Genomic DNA, 16,473 nt, shown 5'->3' with positions numbered 1-16,473 from the left:
TGTGAAGATCCTCCCCGCGGTCGCCGCCGCGTCGATCCTGTTCCTGACCGCCTGCACCGGCTCCGCACCGGCGTCGGCCCCCACGTCGGCCCCGGTTGCACCGGACACCCGGCTGGGGCTTGCGGGCAGTGCCTGCGACCTGCCGGTGACCTTCGAGGTCGCCGAGGGCTGGGGCACCAAGGCGATCGACCTCGACAAGGTCAGCGATCCGAACCTGGCCGCCATGTTCCGCACCGGCACGTTCGAGACGGTCTGCTCGGCCACCGGCGAGCCGGCCGGCACCGAGGGCTTCCTGCGCGTGTACCTCTCGAAGATCGGCACCGACAGCCCGCGGGACAGCCTCGAGTCGTTCGTCGCCTACAACGTGGAGGGCGCCCTCGCCACCGCCGACTACGAGCTGCGCGAGGCGAAGTACACCGAGGTGACGATCGGCGGGAAGCCGGCCGCCGAGGTGACCTGGGACCGGTACAACAACAAGCGCGAGGAGATGAGCCGGTTCACGGCGTTCGCGCTGGACACTCCTCAGGGCACCGTCGTGGTGGAGCTGGTGCCGTTCCGCGCCGGCGAGCATGCCGGCCTGCTGCCCGTCTACGACCTGGCCAAGAGAACGTTGAGCCTGAGGTGAGGTCATGACGGCCGGCGCCGCCGCGGGCCGGCCGCGCGATCCCGAGGTCGACGAGCGGATCACCCGCGCCGCGGCCGAGGTGTTCGGCGCCGAGGGCTGGGCGCGGTTCTCGGTGGACGCGGTGGCCCGGCGGGCCGGGGTCGGCAAGGCGTCCATCTATCTGCGCTGGCCCAACAAGGAGGCGCTGCTCGCGGCGGTGCTGGCCACCCGGCTCTCCGGCGTGCGGGACATCGACACCGGCTCGGTCCGGGACGATCTGGTGATGCTGGCCCGTCAGGTGCTGCACGCCTTCCTGGACGAGGCGGGCGGCGCGGTGCTGCGGCTGATGGTGGAGGCGGAGAGCATTCCGTCCGGGCGGGAGCACCTGGACCGGTTCCTCGCGTCGCAGGCCACCGCCGGGCGGGCGATCGTCCGGCGCGGCATCGAGCGCGGGCAGCTACGCCCGGGGACGAGCGCGACGATGCTGCTCGACTGCATCAGCGGTGGCGCGCTGAGCCATGCGCTGGTCACACCGCCGCGGCTGCGGGCCCGGGTGTCCGCGGGCGCCGACCGCTATGCGGAGGAACTCGTCGACTTCGTGCTGGCCCCGGTCAGCGGCCACTGACCAGCGCCGCGGTGACCAGCCGGGCGTCCGGGCGGCGGACCAGGCCGGCGGAACGGATCAGCAGCTCGACGTGCGCGGCGGTCTCGGCGATCGCGGCCACCCGCATCGGCCCGATCTGCGCCCACGGCCGGGACCAGGTCAGCGACTCGGCCAGCTGCCACACCGTCGGAGCACCGAGGCGTTCCACGACGGCGAGGATCTCGGCGCACCGTTGCCGGTGGTGCCGGGCCAGTTCGCCGGCGCGGGCGGCGAGGCCGCGGAACCGGTGCTCGTGTCCGGGTAGCACCTGGCAATGGTCGTACGCCATGATCTTCTCGAGGGAGCCGAGGTAATCGGTGAGCGGGTCCGAGCCGCTCAGCTGGAGTCCGATGGTGGGGCTGATCCGGGGCAGCACGTGGTCCCCGGTGAGCAGCACCTGGGCGTCCGGCTCCAGCAGGCACAGGTGGCCCGGGGTGTGCCCGGGGGTCCAGACCGCGCGCAACCGCCGGCCGGTGAGCGGCACCAGGTCGCCGTCGGAGAGCAGCACGTCGGGTTCGGCGAGCGGGGCGAAGTGCCGGTCGACGTCGGCGCCGAAGGTCTGGATCAGCGCGGTGACCTCGGCCTCGGGCACGTGCAGGCCGCGCATCCAGTCGCCGAGGGCCCGGCTCGGTTCGGCCGGCGAGGAGGACCGCAGCGAGTCCCGCTCGGCCGGGTGCATGGCGATCCAGGCCCCGGAGGCATCCCGCAGGCGGGCCGTCAGCCCGTGGTGGTCCGGGTGCACGTGGGTGAGCACGACGCCGGTGACGTCGGCGGGCGTGGCCCCGGCCGCCGCCAGCCCCGCATTGAGCGCCGCCCAGCCGGTGTCGCTGTTCCAGCCGGGGTCGACGACGACCAGCCCGTCGTCACCCGGAACCAGGTAGCTCAGCGTGTAGCGCAGCGGATTGTCCGGGATCGGCACCGGAACCGAGACCAGGCCACCGGGCAGTTTCTCGACGTCCATGCGGCACCCCTTCCTAGACGACTCCCGTCTAGGAAGGAGAACCTACATCATCTCGTCGGTCGTCGGGATCAGCACCGTCTTCACCTCGGTGTACGCCTCGATCGAGCCGCGCCCGCCCTCCCGGCCCAGTCCGGACTGCCCGAACCCGCCGAACGCCACGTGCGGCTCCAGTTGGTAGCCGTTCACCCCCACGGTCCCGGCACGCACCGCCCGGGTCACCCGGATCGCCCGTTTCACGTCGGTGGTCCACACCGTGGCGGCCAGCCCGTACGACGTCGCGTTGGCCAGCCGCACCGCCTCCTGCTCGTCGGTGAACGGCACCACCGCCAGCACCGGCCCGAAGATCTCCTCCCGGGCGATGGTCGAGTCGTTCGCGACGTCGGCGAAGACCGTCGGCTGCACGAAGTTGCCGGCCGCCAGCTCACCGTCCGCGCGCCCGCCGCCGGTGACCAGCCGGGCGCCCTCTTCGAGACCCCGCTCGATGTAGCCGAGCACCCGCTTCGTCTGCCGCTCGTTGATCAGCGGCGAGGCAGTGGTCTCCGGATGGAACGGATCGCCGTAGTTGACCAGGCCCGCCATCGCCGAGGCGATGGCCAGGAACTCCTCGTAGACGTCCCGGTGCACCAGCGCCCGGGTGTGCGCGACGCACGCCTGCCCGGACAGGCCCAGGGTGACCGTGCCCATCGTGGTGGTGGCGGCCGCGTACACCTCGGCGTCGGCGAAGACCAGTGCCGGGCTCTTGCCGCCCAGCTCCAGGCTGGTCCGTTTGACGCCGGTCGCCGCGGCGGCGAGCACCTTGCGCCCGACCTCCCGGCTCCCGGTAAAGGTGACCTTGTCGATCAGCGGGTGGTTGATCAGCGCGTCGCCGGTCGGCTCGCCGGGACCGGTGACCACGTTCAGCACACCGGGCGGGAGGCCGGCCTCCTCGACGATGCGGGCCAGCCGGAGCGCGGCGAAGGTCGCGAACTCCGACGGCTTGAGGACCACCGTGCATCCGGCGGCGAGGGCCGGGGCGATCTTCTGCGCGGCGAGCAGCAGCGGCCCGTTCCAGGGGATGATCGCGGCGACCACGCCGACCGGCTCGCGCAACGTCATCACCAGGTGCTCACCGCCCTGATAGCCGGGCAGCGTCTCGCCGCCGATCTTGTCGACCCAGCCGGCGTGATGGTCGAAGACGTCGGCCACGCACTCGACCGACATCGCGTAGGTCTCGCCGAAGCTGACCGGCACCCCGTTGTCGAGCGCGACGAGCGCCTGCAGCTCGGTGGCGTGCGCCCGGATCTCGTCGGCGATCCGGCGCAGGACCCGGATCCGGTCCTTGGCCCGGATCCACGGCCAGGTCCCGTCGTCGAAGGCCGTGCGCGCGGCGCGGACCGCGGCGTCCACATCGGCCGGGGACGCGAACGCGAACGCGCCGACCTCCTCGGCGGTGGCCGGATGCTGATGCGTCCAGGTGCGCCCGTCGGCCGCGGCCCGCCACACCCCGCCGACCAGCAGCTCGCCGGTGGACAGGCCGATCTCGTCACGTTTCGCCTTGATCGAAAGAGCCACGCGGCACCCCCGGGTGCGAGAACTGAAACTCGTTCTACTTCTGCTTCTGCGGAGGGTACGCCCCGCCCCGGAACTCCGCCAGGTACGCCGGCCACTCCCCGCCGCCGTGCACGGCGAGGGCGGCGCCGCTGACATATCCCGCCAGCGGCGAGGCCAGCAGCAGGCAGGCGCCCGCCACATCGGCCGGCTCGGCGGTGCGGCCGGCGGGCAGCGCGACGGCCGGGCCACCCACCGGCCCGACGACCAGACTGTTGACCCGGACCAGCGGCGCCCACTCCAGTGCGAGGGTCGCCGCGAGATGAAGGAGGCCGGCCTTGGCGGCACCGTAGGCGGCGGTTCCCGGCGAGGGCCGCACCCCGCTGACGCTGCCGATCATCAGGATCGTGCCGCCCGAGGACTGCTGCTGCATGACCGCGTTGGCCGCCTGTGACACGTGCAGCGGAGCGATCAGGTTCAGCTCGATCACCTTGGCGTGCAGTCGCGGCGAGGCGCTGTCCGCCCGGACCTGCGGGCTCCCGCCGGCGTTGTTGACCAGCACGTCGAGCCGCCCGAACCGGTTCACGGCCGCCTCGATCAGCCCGGCGGCCTGCACCGGGTCGCGCACGTCGGCCCGGACGTGATCGGGCTTGCCGGACTCGGAGCGCCCGCAGACCAGCACCCGCGCGCCGGCGGCCCGGAAGGCGCGCGCGACGGCGGCGCCGATGCCGCGGGAGCCGCCGGTGACCACCACGGCGCGCCCGGTGAAGTCGAGCGGGTGCATCAGCCGATGCTAGCCACCCGAGCAAGCGCTAGGTTAGCCTTCCCGGCATGGGCGTGCAGCTGCACCGCGGCGCCGTCGCCGAGGTGATCATCGATTTCCCGCCGGTCAACGCGGTCCCGGCCGCGGGCTGGCACACGCTCGCGGACGCGCTCGACGAGGCCGGCGCCGATCCACAGACCCGCGCAGTGGTGCTCGCCGCCGACGGCCGCGGTTTCTGCGCCGGCGTGGACATCAAGGAGATCCAGCGGGCCGGCGGGCACCGCGGACTGCTGGCCGTGAACCGGGGCTGCGCGGCGGCGTTCGCGGCGGTCTACGAGTGCCCGGTGCCGGTGATCGCCGCGGTGCACGGCTTCTGCCTCGGCGGCGGGGTCGGCCTGGCCGGCAACGCCGACCTGGTGGTGGCCACCGACGACGCCACGTTCGCGCTGCCCGAGGTGGACCGCGGGGCGCTCGGCGCGGCGACGCACCTGGCCCGCCTGGTCCCGCACCAGCTGATGCGGACGATGGTCTACACCTGCCGGCCGGTCACGGCGTGGGAGCTGCACCGCTTCGGCACGGTCCTGGAGGTCGTGCCGGGCGCGGGCCTGCGCCCGGCCGCGCGGCGGATCGCCGAGCAGATCGCGGGCAAGGACCCGACGGTCGTCCGCCGGGCCAAGGAGTCGCTGAACGGCATCGACCCGGTCGACGTGAAACGCTCCTACCGCTTCGAGCAGGGCTTCACCTTCGAGCTCGACCTCGACGGCGCCGGCGATCGGGCCCGCCGGCGGTTCCTGGCCGAGCGGGAGGGCCGATGAGACTCACCATCGACGACGTCGCCGGCGAGATCCGCGACGGCATGACGATCGGCGTCGGCGGCTGGGGGTCGCGGCGCAAGCCGATGGCTCTGGTCCGGGCCGTCGCGCGGCGCGGGACGCGGGATCTGACCCTGGTGACGTACGGCGGGCCGGACGCCGGCCTGCTTCTCGCGGCGGGTTGCGTGTCCCGGATCGTCACCGGGTTCGTGTCGCTGGACAGCATCCCGCTGGAACCGCACTTCCGGCGGGCGCGCAGCGCCGGGACCGTCGAGCTGACCGAGTACGACGAGGGGATGCTCTACTGGGGGCTGCTCGCGGCGGCGCACCGGCTGCCGTTCCTGCCGATCCGGGCCGGGCTCGGCTCCGACGTGATGCGGGTGAACCCGGGCCTGCGGACCGTCACGAGCCCCTATCCCGACGGCGCCGAGCTGGTCGCCATGCCCGCGGTCCACCTCGACGTGGCACTGATCCACCTGAACCGTGCCGACGCCGGCGGCAACGGCCGCTACCTGGGCCCGGATCCCTACTTCGACGACCTGTTCTGCCTGGCCGCGAAGCGCCGCTTCGTCTCCTGCGAGCGGATCCAGGACACCGCGGAGCTGATCGCGGGCGGCCCGCCGCAGACGCTGCTGGTGAACCGGTCGATGGTGGACGGTGTGGTGGAGACCCCGCACGGCGCGCACTTCACCAGCTGCGAGCCCGACTACGGCCGGGACGAGGACTTCCAGCGGGAGTACGCGACCGCCGACTGGGCCACCTTCCGGGCCCGGTACCTCGACGGCGACGAGGCCGATTATCAGCGGGCGGTCCGGCGATGACCCGGGCCGACGTGTGCGTGGTGGCGTGTGCCGAGGCGTGGCGGGGTGACGGGGCCGTGCTGGCGAGCTCCGCCGGGCTGATCCCCCGGCTCGGCGCCCGGCTGGCCCAGCTCACCTTCGCCCCCGACCTGCTGGTCACCGACGGGGAGGCGACACTGTTGCGCGACGACCGGCCGGAGGGCTGGCTGCCGTACCGGTCGGTGTTCACGATGGTCGCGGCCGGCACCCGGCACGTGATGATGGGCGCGAGCCAGCTCGACCGGTTCGGCAACCAGAACATCTCCTGCATCGGCGACTGGCGCCGGCCGCGGTCCCAGCTGCTCGGGGTGCGCGGCGCTCCCGGCAACACGGTCAACCACCCGACCAGCTACTGGGTGCCCCGGCACTCGCCGCGGGTCTTCGTCGAGCGGGTCGACATGGTGTCCGGCGTCGGCCACGACCGGGGCGCGCACGAGATCCGGGTGGTCGTCACCGACCTCGCGGTCCTGGACTTCGCCACCCCGGACCGCTCGATGCGGCTGCGCTCCACCCATCCCGGCGTCACGGTGGCCGAGGTGGTCGCCGCGACCGGCTTCCCGATGACCGTTCCCGGCCACGTGCCGCCGACCCGCGAGCCGACCGCCGGGGAGCTGTCGCTGCTGCGCGGCCACCTCGACCCGGACAGCCTGCGGGAGAAGGAGGTCCGGTGCGGACCGCGCTGACCGACCTGCTCGGCTGCCGGCACCCGATCGTGCAGACCGGCATGGGGTACGTGGCCGGCGCCGGACTGGTCGCCGCGGTCGGCGAGGCCGGCGGTTTCGGGATCGTCGCCTCCGCCACGATGAGCCTCGGCCGGCTCCGCGCCACGATCCACCGGATCCGGGAGCGCACCGGCGCGCCGTTCGGCGTCAACCTGCGCGCCGACGCCCCCGACGCCCGCGAGCGCGTCGACCTGCTGATCCGGGAGAAGGTGCGGCTCGCCTCGTTCGCCCTGGCCCCGGACCGTGATCTGCTGCGCCGCTGCGCGGACAACGGGGTGCTGACGATGCCCTCGGTCGGCGCCCGCCGGCACGCCGAGAAGGTCGCGGGGTGGGGCGCCGACGCGGTGCTCGTGCAGGGCGCCGAGGGCGGCGGGCACACCGGCCCGGTCCCCACCACGCTGCTGCTGCCGCAGGTGGTGGACGCGGTCGACGTGCCGGTGGTGGCGGCCGGCGGCTTCTTCGACGGGCGCGGGCTGGTCGCCGCACTGGCCTACGGCGCGGCCGGGGTGGCGATGGGCACCCGGTTCCTGCTCACCTCGGACAGCCCGGTCGCCGAGAAGGTCAAACGCATCTACCTCGACGCGCCGGTGACCGGGACGGTCGTCACGAGACGCGTGGACGGCGTGCCGCACCGGGTGCTGCTCACCGCGTACATCCAAGGGCTGGAAAGATCGGGACGGGCGAGCGCCCTGCTCAGGGCGACCCGGCACGCGCTGGTGTTCCGCCGCCTGGCCGGGCTCTCCTGGCCGCAGGTGGCGCGGGCCGGGCGCGCGGCCCGGCGCGGCCGGGAGCTGAGCTGGGCGCAGACGATGATGGCGGCGAGCACGCCGGTGCTGCTGCGCGAGGCGATGGTGCGGGGGCGGCCGGAGTACGGGGTGCTGCCGGCCGGGCAGGTGGCCGGCCTGATCACCGACCTGCCGTCGTGCGCGGAGCTGATCGACCGGATCATGGCCGAGGCGGCGCTGACCATGGAGCGGCTCAGCAACGCTCGATGATCGTGACGTTGGCCTGCCCGCCGCCCTCGCACATGGTGAGCAGGCCGTACAACCCACCGGCGCGCTCCAGCCCGTGCAGCAGGCCGGTGAGCAGACGGGCGCCGGTGGCGCCGAGCGGGTGTCCGAGAGCGATCGCGCCGCCGTTGACGTTGACCCGGGCCGGGTCGGCGCCGGTCTCGCGGAGCCAGGCGAGCGCGACGCTCGCGAAGGCCTCGTTGACCTCGCAGCGGTCGATGTCGTCGATGCTCAGGCCGGCCCGCCGCAGCGCGTACGCCGTGGCGGCTATGGGTGCCGTGAGCATCAGCACCGGGTCGTCGCCGCGGGCCGAGACGTGGCGGACCCGGGCGCGCGGCCGCAGACCGTGGTCTCTCACCGCCCGGCCGGAAGCGATCAGCAGCACGGCAGCGCCGTCGGCGATCTGGCTGGACAGCGCGGCCGTGGTCGTCCCACCCGGCCGGAGCGGCCGCAGGGCCGCCATCGCGGCCGCCGACGTGTCCGGCCGCGGGCATTCGTCCACGCCGTCCCCGACGATCTCGGCCCGGAAGTCGCCGGCCGCTGCGACGGCCCTGCGGTGTGACGCGAGGGCGTACTCCTCCATCTCTGCCCGGCCGATCCCCCACTTCAGCGCGATCTCGTCGGCGCTGCGGAACTGGTCGACCTCCGCGTCGCCGTAGCGGGCCGTCCAGCCGGCGGAACCCCGGTAGGGCCCGTCCGGCGCCATCGCGCTGCCGATCGGCACCCGGCTCATGCTCTGCACGCCTCCGGCGACGATCAGATCGGCGGAGCCGCTCGCCACCGCCTGGGCGGCGAAGTGCACCGCCTGCTGGCCGGACCCGCATTGCCGGTCCACGGTCACGCCGGGAACGTGTTCCGGCAGCCCGGCCGCCAGCCACGCCGTCCGGGCGATGTCACCGGACTGTGGGCCGAGGGTGTCCACGCAGCCGAGGATCACGTCCTCGACCGCCGCCGGGTCGATCCCGGTCCGCTCGATCAGCGCTGCGAGCGCGCCCGCGGCGAGATCGGCCGGGTGCGTCGCGGCGTGCATCCCGCCCCGGCGGCCGACCGCGGTGCGCACCGCGCCGATCAGAAACGCGTCCACTGTTGACGCCCTCCCGCAACCTCGGTCTACTAATAGAACGTGTTCTAACTTAGCCGCAGTGGGGTGGCTCATGCATGTGGGATTCACACCGGCGGAGGATCAGCTACGCGCGCGGCTGAAGGACTATTTCGCCCAGCTACCAGACATGTCGGACTATCGGGCGACCATCCGCCGGCTCGGCACGGACGGCTGGCTGACCACCACCGGCCGCTCCCGGATCGAGCAGCTGATCTTCGCCGAGGAAGCCGCCCTGGCCGGCGTCCAGGTCCCCTTCCTCACGCTCTACACGGTTGCGCCGACCATCGAGCGGCACGGCACCGCGGCCCAGAAGGCCGACCTGCTCCCCAGGATCGCCGCCGGCGAGGTGCACTTCTCGATCGGCTACTCCGAACCCGGGGCCGGCACCGATCTGGCCGCACTGCGCACCCGCGCGGTCCGGGTCGGCGACCACTACGTGATCAACGGCCAGAAGATGTGGACCAGCCTGATCGAGCACGCCGACTACGTGTGGCTCGCCTGCCGCACCGACCCGGACGCGGAACGCCACCGCGGACTGTCGATCCTCATCGTGCCGACCGACGCGCCCGGCTTCTCGTGGACGCCGGTGCACACCGTGTCCGGCCACCCGACCAGCGCGACCTACTACTCCGACGTGCGGGTCCCGGTCTCCGCGCTGGTCGGCGAGGAGAACCGGGGCTGGCGGCTGATCACCGACCAGCTCAACCGGGAGCGGGTCGCCCTGGTGCCCGCCGCGCCCCTGCAGCGGGCGCTGCGCGAGGTGACCGGGTGGGCGGCCACCACCGGCGCCCTCGACCGGGAGTGGGTGCGCCTGCATCTGGCCCGGGTGCACGCCAGGACCGAGGCGCTGAAGCTCTTCAACTGGCGGGCGGCGTCCGGTGACGGCGCCGCGCCGGCCGCGGTCCAGGCCTCGGCCGGCAAGGTCTACGGCACCGAGCTGGCGATCGAGGCGTACCGGCTGCTCATGGAGGTGCTCGGCCCGGCGGCCACGGTCCGCGACGGCTCACCGGGCGCGCTGCTGGCCGGCCGCGTCGAACGGATGCACCGGTCCGCGCTGATCCTGACCTTCGGCGGCGGCGCCAACGAGGTGCAACGCGACATCATCGCGGCCGGCGCGCTCGGCCTGCCGGTCCGGCGATAGGGAGACCTCATGGATTTCGAGCCGAGCGAAGAGGCGCGGGAACTGGCCGGCCTCACCGACGATCTCGCGGCCTCCGGGCGCCCGCTGTGGCCGGCCCTGGCGGAGGCCGGCATTCTGAGCGCGTCCTTGCAGGGGTACGGGCCGGGAGCGCACGTGGCAGTGCTCGGCGCGCTCGGCCGGCACGCCGCCACCGTCCCGTACCTCACCTCCGTCGTCGCGGCGGGCGCCACGCTCCAGCACTTCGCCGTCGCCGGCTGGGCGGACCGGGCCGGCGCCGGCGCCGTCATCGCGCTCGGGGTCGACGGCCAGGTCCACGGCCTGCACCCGGACCCGGAGGCGGTCCTGGTCGTCACCGGCGAGGGCCTGTATCTGCTCGGCGCCGACGCGAAGATCGATCCGCAGCAGGTGGAGGGCGGTCCCGGCACCGGGCTGCTGCGATCCGATCTGCCCGCCCGGCCCCTCGTCAGCGATCCCGGCGCCACCGCCTGGCTGCGGGCCCGCCTCACCGTCGGCGCCGCCGCCTATCAGCTCGGCGTGACGTCCCGCGCCCTGGAGATGACCGCGGAGTACGCCGGCGCCCGTGTGCAGTTCGGCCGCCCGATCGGCGCCTTCCAGGCCGTGTCGCAGCGGCTGGCGGACGCCTACATCGACGTCGAGGCGCTGCGCCTCGCCGTCGCCCAGGCCGCCTGGCTGCTGGACACCGGCCGTCCGGCCCGGGCCGAGGTGGCCACCGCCGGGTTCTGGGCCGCCGAGGCCGGGCACCGGGTGCTGCACACCGCGGTCCATGTGCACGGCGGCGCCGGCATCGACCTGGACCATCCGCTGCACCGGTATTTCCTGGCCGCCAAGTACCACGAGTTCCTGCTCGGCGGCGCCACCGCCCACCTGCTGACGATCGCCGAGGTGTTCTGAGTGAAGTTCTCGCTGGGAATCGTCTTCAGCCCGCCCGACCAGCTGCCCGAGCTGGCGCGGACCGCCGAGGAGTGCGGCTTCGCCTCGATCGCGCTGCCGGACTCGCTGTTCTTCTCCGAGCAGGTGTCGGCGTCGTACCCGTACACCCCGGACGGCCGCCGCTTCTGGGACGCCGACACGCCGTGGGTGGATCCCATGGTGGCCGCCGCGGCGATGGGCGCCGTCACCAGCCGGATCCGCTTCTACACCCAGGTGCTCAAGCTCGACCCGCGCAACCCGGTGCTGCTGGCCCGGCAGGTCGGCTCGGTCGCGGCGATGACCGGCGACCGGTTCGGCCTCGGCGTGGGGCTGGGCTGGTCACCGGAGGAGTCACGCTGGTGCGGCACCGAGTTCCGCGACCGGGGCCGCCGCGCCGACGAGGCGATCGAGGTGCTGCGGCTGATCCTCGGCGGGGGCATGGTCTCGTTCCACGGCAGGCACTTCGCCTTCGACAAGCTGCAGATGAGCCCCGCGCCCGGCCGGCCCGTCCCGATCTATGTCGGCGGGCACTCCGAACCCGCGTTGCGGCGCGCCGCGCGGACCGGCGACGGCTGGTCGTCAGCCATGATCAAATTCGACGACCTGGGTACGACCATCGACCGTCTCCGTGACCTGCGAACGTCCTACGGGCGGGCCGGCCTGCCCTTCGAGATCCAGGCGGTGTGCGTCGACCGTCGCGGCCCGGACGGTTACCGGGCCCAGCAGGCCATCGGCGTCACCGACGCGATCGTGGTCCCGTGGCGCCGCTTCGACGCCCCGCTGCCCGAGAAACGCGACGCCCTGCACCGCTTCGCCGACACCGTCATCGGTCCCCTGGCCACCTCGTGACCCCGCCCGCTCAGGTCCACGGCTCGTGGTTGATGTCCTCGCCGTGCAGCGTCGCGCTCACCCGGCACAGGTCCTCGCCGAAGAGCTGATTGCCGCCCGTCGCGGTGCCCCACTTCTGGTCGGCGAGGGCGGCGAGCACCCGGTAGGAGCACTCCTGATCGACCCGCCACACCCGGATCTGCCGGGCCATGCCCATCGTCACCAGCAGATCCCACACCTGGATGCCGCGCCTGATCTCCACCGGGGTCCGCCCCAGCCGGTAGTGCACCACCTCGAACGGCCACTCCCGCCGCAGCCAGTCCCCCACGATCCGGGTCAGCGGCTCGTCGAGCTCCGCACGCTCCGCCGTCACCCACGACGTGGCCGTGACCCCGTCGACCGGCTTGAGGTACACGCAGCCGACCACCTCACCGGTGGCGTTGTCGAGCACCGAGTACGCGAAGTCGACCCGCCGCCGCGACCGGTCCGCGTGGCTCTGCAGATCGAGGCAGTTGTCGTCGAGACTCATCCCCTCGACCGGCGGCCAGTGCCCCTGGAAGCCCGGTGTCGCCCGGATGTGCTCGATGCTCGACGTCCAGGCCCGGTGGTCCCCCTCGTTGTGCTCCGGCCCGAGCAGCTCCAGCCGGAGCCCACCCGCGACGTGCAGCTGGGGCACCCCGAAGGAGTCGTCGACGATCAAGCTCATGCCGTCGTTTATACAGTGCCCGCCCTGACCAGCCGGATGACCGACTGCGTACCACCCGCACGGCCGGGCGAAGCACCCACTGCGCGCCCTGAAGGCCGCTCAGCCGCGGCCGCCTCCGTTGTCGTACCCGGCCAGGCCCTGCTCCTGCGCTGCCGCGCGAAGGTGCTCGTGGTGGCCCTCGATCACCGGGCGCGCGCTCGCCGCGAGCGCCTTCACCGCCTCGTTGCCGCCCTCGGCGAGCTGAGTGTCGATCATCTGCAACGCCGCCCGGTGCCCGGCCAGCTGGGTGAGGACGAAGTACTCGTCGAACGTGTCGGTCCCGGCCACGCGGTACGCCTCGTTCAGCGCCTCCTGCTCGGGCGTGGGCGCAGGGGGCAGGAAGATCCGCAGTTCGCGCGCGGTCTGGTACAACGCCGCGTCCAGGTGGATGTGGTCACGCATGATGGCCGCGGCCACGTTCTTCACCGTGCTGTCGGTCGTCTTGCTCCAGGCGACCCGGCCGGCGGCGATCTCGGCGAGGTTGGTCCGATGGGCCGTTTCGACGAAGGCGACGTCCTGAGGCGTCGGCTCCTCGTCCGCCTGCCGCACGGAGCCGCCGGCAAGAGCGGGCGCGTCCGGTGCCGCGGCGGCCGGAGCAGTCGAAGGGAGGATCATCAGCCCGGCCATGCCGAGCGAGGTCATCATCGGGCGAAAGCGCATAGCGACAGCATCACCGGGGGCCCGGCCGATTTTTTCGGATCCGGCACCCTTGACCCCACGGTGCCATCACTGGGCGAAAGCCCGGTCCACCTGCGCCTCGGTCAGCCCGAACGAGGCCAGGTCATAACGGTGCGCCGGGCGCGTACCGCCGGAGGGCGAAGCCGTCGCAGCCCGCGCCGCGTCGCTCGCAGTGAGGCCCAGGCGGTCGTAGATCGCGGCGACCGTGCCGGGAGGATCCCGGACGAGATCCTCATAGCGCACGTCGACGAACCGGGCGGCCGGGTGGCGCGCCCGGTCCGCGCGGAACCGCCGCAGGCCCCGGGACCAGAGCGCGAGCTGCGCCCGGCCCACCGCCGGCCCCGCGAAGACCGTCGACCACCCGGCGGCGGCCCGGGCGGTCAGGCTGCACACCGACGCGATCGCGGCCCGCGGATCCCGGTGCGTCTGCACGATCACCGCGTCCGGATAGACCGTGAGCAGGGCGTCCAGCGCGAACAGGTGGCCCGGGTTCTTCAGCACCCACCGACGGCCCTGGTCCGGCAGCCCGATCAGCTGCAGCACCCGGCGGTGCCGGCGGTAGGCGGCGGTCACGTCACGCCCGGCGAGCCAGGACGAGTAGGACGGGATGTGCGCCGTGCACTCGAACGACACCGAGGTCATCGACTGGCAGAGGATCCGCCAGCACTCCTCCACCTGCCCCGGACCCATGTGATGCACGTCGAGCAGCTCCGGATGCTGATCGTAGGCGGCCTTCAGCAGCGCGTAGACCGGGTGCTCGTCCCAGCCGGCGCGCGGCGGGCGCGGCTGCGGCGCCTCGGTGAGCCACAGCTCGGGCCCCTGGTGCGCGGGGTCCGCGGTGAGCAGGCAGTGCAGCGCCGTGGTGCCGGTGCGCGGCAGGCCGACGACGAAGATCGGCCCGGGCAGCGCGACCTCCGCGTGCTCCGGATGCTGCCGCCAGCCGGCCTCCGCGAGCAGGCGGGCAACCAGCGCGGAGCGCACCAGGCCGCGGATCCGCCTGCTGCCGGTGGGGGTCAGGCTCGCCTCCCGGCGGTACGCGTGGAGCAGCACCCCCAGCCCTTCGAGGTAACCGTCCCCGCCACCGAAGTCGTCGAGTCCGGTCAGCCGGGTGGCCGAGGCGTGCAGATCCTCGGCCGTCCCCACGTCGGTGCGATCCGTCGCGGTCAATGGTGGAACTCCCCGCAGGTGACGTCGAGGCACGTGCCGGTGATGCCGCGCGCCAGGTCGGAGGCGAGGAAACAGATCGCGTCGGCCACGTCGTCCGGCTCGGGGAGCCGCCGCAGGTCGGTGCCCGCCGCCACCTCGTCGTAGATCTGGCGCGCCGGCACGCCCCGCTCGCCCGCCTGGAACTCGAACCAGGCCCGCAGCATGTCCGCCCAGATCCAGCCCGGCGCCACCGAGTTGACCCGCACCCCGTCCGGCCCCAACTCGCTCGCCAGGTTCTGCGCCATCGCCAGCAGGCCCGCCTTAATGATCTTGTACGGCCCGAACGGCTTCCGCGAGTGCCGCAGTACCGCCGAGTTGACCACGACCACCGCCCCGCGGGCCTCGATCAACGCCGGGGTGAACAGCCGGATCGTGGTCAGCGCGGCGAGCACGTTGGTTTCGAAGCCGGACCGCATGTCGTCCAGCCCGACCCTGCCGAGGCTGCGCATCGGCGGCATCGTGAACGCGTTGTGCACCAGCGCGTCGACCCGGCCGAACTCGTCGAGCGCCGCGTCCACGAGGCGCCGCACCGCGGTCTCGCCGGTCAGGTCGGCCGGCACCGGCAGGGCCCGGCGGCCGGCCGCCGTCACCTTGCCGGCGACCTCGGCGAGCAGCGACCCGGTGCGGGCCGCCAGCACCACGTCGGCGCCGTGCCGGGCGGCGCGGACCGCGATCGCCTGTCCGAGGCCGGGCCCGACCCCGGCCACGACGAGGACCTTCTCGGCGAGCAGCACGGTCACCCCAGCATCCGGTCCGCGGTGGCCCGCTGGCGGGCGGCGATGCGCTCGCGGTACGCCTGGTTGCTGATCGTCTCGTGGTGGGGCAGGTGTTTCGGCAGGTCGTCCACGGCGACGATGTCGACCGTCGGCCCGTCCTCGGCGGTCAGCGGGCGGGACAGCCGCTGCCAGCGCAACTGCACATAGCCGCGGCGGTGGCCGGTGCGCTCCAGCCAGTTGGCGACGCCCGGGTCGCGCTCGCTGATCACGTACCGGATCAGCCCGTCCGGGTCGACCCGTGCCTGCGCGGTCGTGAGGCTGGTCTGGTGGTTGACGTAGTCGAGCGACACGTACCACATGCTGCCGAGCTGGATGCCCTGGTACGGGGCGCCGGAGGCGGGCACGGTGACCACCATGGCCTGGTCGTCGCCGAGGTCGTAGTGGCCGGCCGACGAGTACTGCGTGGACAGTCCGCCGGGCGTGAGCCGGGGCGCGGTGAGCGTGTTGACCGGCAGGCCGAGGTAGAACCGTTCCGCGAACGCGAGGAACGTGCGTAACCGGGACAGCAGGATCCGGCCGGCCACCCCGTACCGCCGGGTGGTCCGGTCCAGGCTGACCGGCGGTGGCGCCGAACCGAGCCGCCCGGCGCGATGGATGCGCAGCGTGCCCGGCCGTTCCGCGGCCCAGTCGCTGAACACCTCCCGGACCACCAGCATCCCGGCGCCCGGCGCCGGGCCGACGGCGAACGTGAACGCCCCGTCCGGCCCGACGCCGATCTCGCGGTCGTCGAAGGCGGCCAGGCTGCCGGGCACCTCGACCGGGGAGTAGTCGCCGTCGAGGATCTGGAAGCTGAGGTCGGCCGTGCTGCCGCGGACGCCGGTGACCACGTACTCCGCGTCCTCGCGCAGCCAGGCGTGGAAGTAGAGGGTGTCCGGGTTGTCCAGGCCCATCTTCGTGTGCGGCCCGGTGGAGCGGACGAAGAAGGGGAAGTCACGCTCGTAGGCCCACGCCATCTGGATCGAGGCCCGGATGCTGCCGGCCAGATAGTCGTAGCCCTCGGCGAGATCCTGCTCGCCGAGCACGTGCGGTGCGCCGGTGATGATCTTCTCGGCGACCTGAACGGCATCGGCGAACGACTCGGTGACCATCCCCCGACACTAGAACGAGTTTCATTAGTCGGTCAACGCCGGACCCGGCCAACTCAGCCGAGAGCTGTATCCAGGTCGAGTAAAAGAGATAACGTGTT

General features: G+C 73.3%; 17 protein-coding genes and 1 pseudogene. 9 read left to right on the top strand and 9 right to left on the bottom strand.

Translation table 11 applies throughout. The features are described 5' to 3' along the window. The first annotated feature begins 1 nt into the window (after position 1). Positions 2 to 625 carry a lipoprotein gene (locus AC0NH5_RS06010; RefSeq protein WP_474400781.1) on the top strand — a complete coding sequence of 208 codons (624 nt, stop codon included), beginning with the start codon at positions 2 to 4 and terminating at the stop codon, positions 623 to 625. A gap of 4 nt (positions 626 to 629) precedes the next feature. Further along, complete coding sequence (locus tag AC0NH5_RS06005; protein WP_474400780.1) at positions 630 to 1,229, top strand: TetR/AcrR family transcriptional regulator; 600 nt, start codon at positions 630 to 632, stop codon at positions 1,227 to 1,229. On the opposite strand, the gene AC0NH5_RS06000 is transcribed toward AC0NH5_RS06005, so the two are convergent. Genes AC0NH5_RS06000 through AC0NH5_RS05990 form a run of 3 tightly spaced genes read right to left on the bottom strand, consistent with a single transcriptional unit; the run spans position 1,216 to position 4,519 of the window. Further along, on the bottom strand, positions 1,216 to 2,208 hold the full coding sequence (locus AC0NH5_RS06000) for an MBL fold metallo-hydrolase (RefSeq protein ID WP_474400779.1): 993 nt from the start codon (positions 2,206 to 2,208) through the stop codon (positions 1,216 to 1,218). The two genes, AC0NH5_RS06005 and AC0NH5_RS06000, sit on opposite strands and share 14 nt — an antisense overlap. Positions 2,209 to 2,250: 42 nt before the next feature. After that, a complete protein-coding gene (locus tag AC0NH5_RS05995; protein ID WP_474400778.1) occupies positions 2,251 to 3,759 on the bottom strand; it encodes an aldehyde dehydrogenase family protein in 1,509 nt (502 codons plus the stop codon). A 34-nt stretch (positions 3,760 to 3,793) separates the two neighbouring features. After that, the gene (locus AC0NH5_RS05990) at positions 3,794 to 4,519 is read right to left on the bottom strand and encodes an SDR family oxidoreductase (protein ID WP_474400777.1); all 726 of its coding nucleotides are present in this window, start codon (positions 4,517 to 4,519) and stop codon (positions 3,794 to 3,796) included. A gap of 47 nt (positions 4,520 to 4,566) precedes the next feature. Here AC0NH5_RS05990 and AC0NH5_RS05985 point away from each other — a divergent pair, with 47 nt between their 5' ends. From AC0NH5_RS05985 to AC0NH5_RS05970, 4 genes are read left to right on the top strand one after another with little or no spacing between them, the layout of a single operon-like run. Beyond that, on the top strand, positions 4,567 to 5,313 hold the full coding sequence (locus AC0NH5_RS05985; RefSeq protein ID WP_474400776.1) for an enoyl-CoA hydratase family protein: 747 nt from the start codon (positions 4,567 to 4,569) through the stop codon (positions 5,311 to 5,313). Continuing rightward, positions 5,310 to 6,131, top strand: coding sequence for a CoA transferase subunit A (locus AC0NH5_RS05980; RefSeq protein WP_474400774.1), 822 nt, complete (start codon positions 5,310 to 5,312; stop codon positions 6,129 to 6,131). Before AC0NH5_RS05985 ends, AC0NH5_RS05980 begins: the two co-directional genes overlap by 4 nt. Further along, a complete protein-coding gene (locus tag AC0NH5_RS05975) occupies positions 6,128 to 6,832 on the top strand; it encodes a CoA-transferase subunit beta (protein ID WP_474400772.1) in 705 nt (234 codons plus the stop codon). The genes AC0NH5_RS05980 and AC0NH5_RS05975 overlap by 4 nt, the downstream gene beginning before the upstream one ends. A 41-nt stretch (positions 6,833 to 6,873) precedes the next feature. After that, entirely contained in the window at positions 6,874 to 7,866 is a 993-nt protein-coding gene (locus AC0NH5_RS05970; RefSeq protein WP_474401388.1) for an NAD(P)H-dependent flavin oxidoreductase, read from the top strand. Here AC0NH5_RS05970 and AC0NH5_RS05965 read toward each other — a convergent pair. Beyond that, the gene (locus AC0NH5_RS05965; RefSeq protein ID WP_474400770.1) at positions 7,850 to 8,965 is read right to left on the bottom strand and encodes an acetyl-CoA C-acyltransferase; all 1,116 of its coding nucleotides are present in this window, start codon (positions 8,963 to 8,965) and stop codon (positions 7,850 to 7,852) included. The genes AC0NH5_RS05970 and AC0NH5_RS05965 overlap by 17 nt on opposite strands. 70 nt (positions 8,966 to 9,035) lie before the next feature. Here AC0NH5_RS05965 and AC0NH5_RS05960 point away from each other — a divergent pair, with 70 nt between their 5' ends. Genes AC0NH5_RS05960 through AC0NH5_RS05950 form a run of 3 tightly spaced genes read left to right on the top strand, consistent with a single transcriptional unit; the run spans position 9,036 to position 11,903 of the window. After that, a complete protein-coding gene (locus AC0NH5_RS05960; RefSeq protein ID WP_474400768.1) occupies positions 9,036 to 10,124 on the top strand; it encodes an acyl-CoA dehydrogenase family protein in 1,089 nt (362 codons plus the stop codon). 9 nt (positions 10,125 to 10,133) lie between these two features. Then, complete coding sequence (locus AC0NH5_RS05955) at positions 10,134 to 11,036, top strand: acyl-CoA dehydrogenase family protein (protein WP_474400766.1); 903 nt, start codon at positions 10,134 to 10,136, stop codon at positions 11,034 to 11,036. Then, on the top strand, positions 11,037 to 11,903 hold the full coding sequence (locus AC0NH5_RS05950; protein WP_474400765.1) for a TIGR03619 family F420-dependent LLM class oxidoreductase: 867 nt from the start codon (positions 11,037 to 11,039) through the stop codon (positions 11,901 to 11,903). It abuts the gene before it with no gap. 226 nt (positions 11,904 to 12,129) lie between these two features. Here the strand turns inward: AC0NH5_RS05950 and AC0NH5_RS05945 are convergent. The 5 genes and pseudogenes from AC0NH5_RS05945 to AC0NH5_RS05925 form a co-directional block, all read right to left on the bottom strand. Beyond that, positions 12,130 to 12,588: pseudogene (locus AC0NH5_RS05945) on the bottom strand (N-acetyltransferase); the annotation flags it as partial. Positions 12,589 to 12,687: 99 nt separating this feature from the next. Then, the gene (locus AC0NH5_RS05940) at positions 12,688 to 13,287 is read right to left on the bottom strand and encodes a DUF4142 domain-containing protein (protein ID WP_474400763.1); all 600 of its coding nucleotides are present in this window, start codon (positions 13,285 to 13,287) and stop codon (positions 12,688 to 12,690) included. 66 nt (positions 13,288 to 13,353) lie between these two features. Continuing rightward, positions 13,354 to 14,472 carry a sulfotransferase family protein gene (locus AC0NH5_RS05935; RefSeq protein ID WP_474400762.1) on the bottom strand — a complete coding sequence of 373 codons (1,119 nt, stop codon included), beginning with the start codon at positions 14,470 to 14,472 and terminating at the stop codon, positions 13,354 to 13,356. Then, complete coding sequence (locus tag AC0NH5_RS05930; RefSeq protein ID WP_474401386.1) at positions 14,469 to 15,245, bottom strand: SDR family oxidoreductase; 777 nt, start codon at positions 15,243 to 15,245, stop codon at positions 14,469 to 14,471. Before AC0NH5_RS05930 ends, AC0NH5_RS05935 begins: the two co-directional genes overlap by 4 nt. A 2-nt stretch (positions 15,246 to 15,247) precedes the next feature. Then, positions 15,248 to 16,375: a hypothetical protein gene (locus AC0NH5_RS05925; RefSeq protein ID WP_474400761.1), complete on the bottom strand. Its 1,128-nt coding sequence runs from the start codon at positions 16,373 to 16,375 to the stop codon at positions 15,248 to 15,250. Positions 16,376 to 16,473: the final 98 nt, after the last annotated feature.

The organism is Actinoplanes sp. 13, from assembly GCF_056134165.1.
Note: the sequence above shows the minus strand (reverse complement) of the source record. Positions and strands in the feature narration are given on the sequence as shown.

Bases quoted from the DNA above. Each gene is read 5' to 3' on its own strand.
- AC0NH5_RS05980 (WP_474400774.1), top strand. From the start codon at position 5,310: ATGAGACTCACCATCGACGACGTCGCCGGCGAGATCCGCGACGGCATG.
- AC0NH5_RS05970 (WP_474401388.1), top strand. From the start codon at position 6,874: ATGGGGTACGTGGCCGGCGCCGGACTGGTCGCCGCGGTCGGCGAGGCC.
- AC0NH5_RS05960 (WP_474400768.1), top strand. From the start codon at position 9,036: ATGCATGTGGGATTCACACCGGCGGAGGATCAGCTACGCGCGCGGCTG.
- AC0NH5_RS06000 (WP_474400779.1), bottom strand. From the start codon at position 2,208: ATGGACGTCGAGAAACTGCCCGGTGGCCTGGTCTCGGTTCCGGTGCCG.
- AC0NH5_RS05975 (WP_474400772.1), top strand. From the start codon at position 6,128: ATGACCCGGGCCGACGTGTGCGTGGTGGCGTGTGCCGAGGCGTGGCGG.
- AC0NH5_RS05940 (WP_474400763.1), bottom strand. From the start codon at position 13,287: ATGCGCTTTCGCCCGATGATGACCTCGCTCGGCATGGCCGGGCTGATG.
- AC0NH5_RS05985 (WP_474400776.1), top strand. From the start codon at position 4,567: ATGGGCGTGCAGCTGCACCGCGGCGCCGTCGCCGAGGTGATCATCGAT.
- AC0NH5_RS05925 (WP_474400761.1), bottom strand. From the start codon at position 16,375: ATGGTCACCGAGTCGTTCGCCGATGCCGTTCAGGTCGCCGAGAAGATC.
- AC0NH5_RS05990 (WP_474400777.1), bottom strand. From the start codon at position 4,519: ATGCACCCGCTCGACTTCACCGGGCGCGCCGTGGTGGTCACCGGCGGC.
- AC0NH5_RS06005 (WP_474400780.1), top strand. From the start codon at position 630: ATGACGGCCGGCGCCGCCGCGGGCCGGCCGCGCGATCCCGAGGTCGAC.
- AC0NH5_RS05955 (WP_474400766.1), top strand. From the start codon at position 10,134: ATGGATTTCGAGCCGAGCGAAGAGGCGCGGGAACTGGCCGGCCTCACC.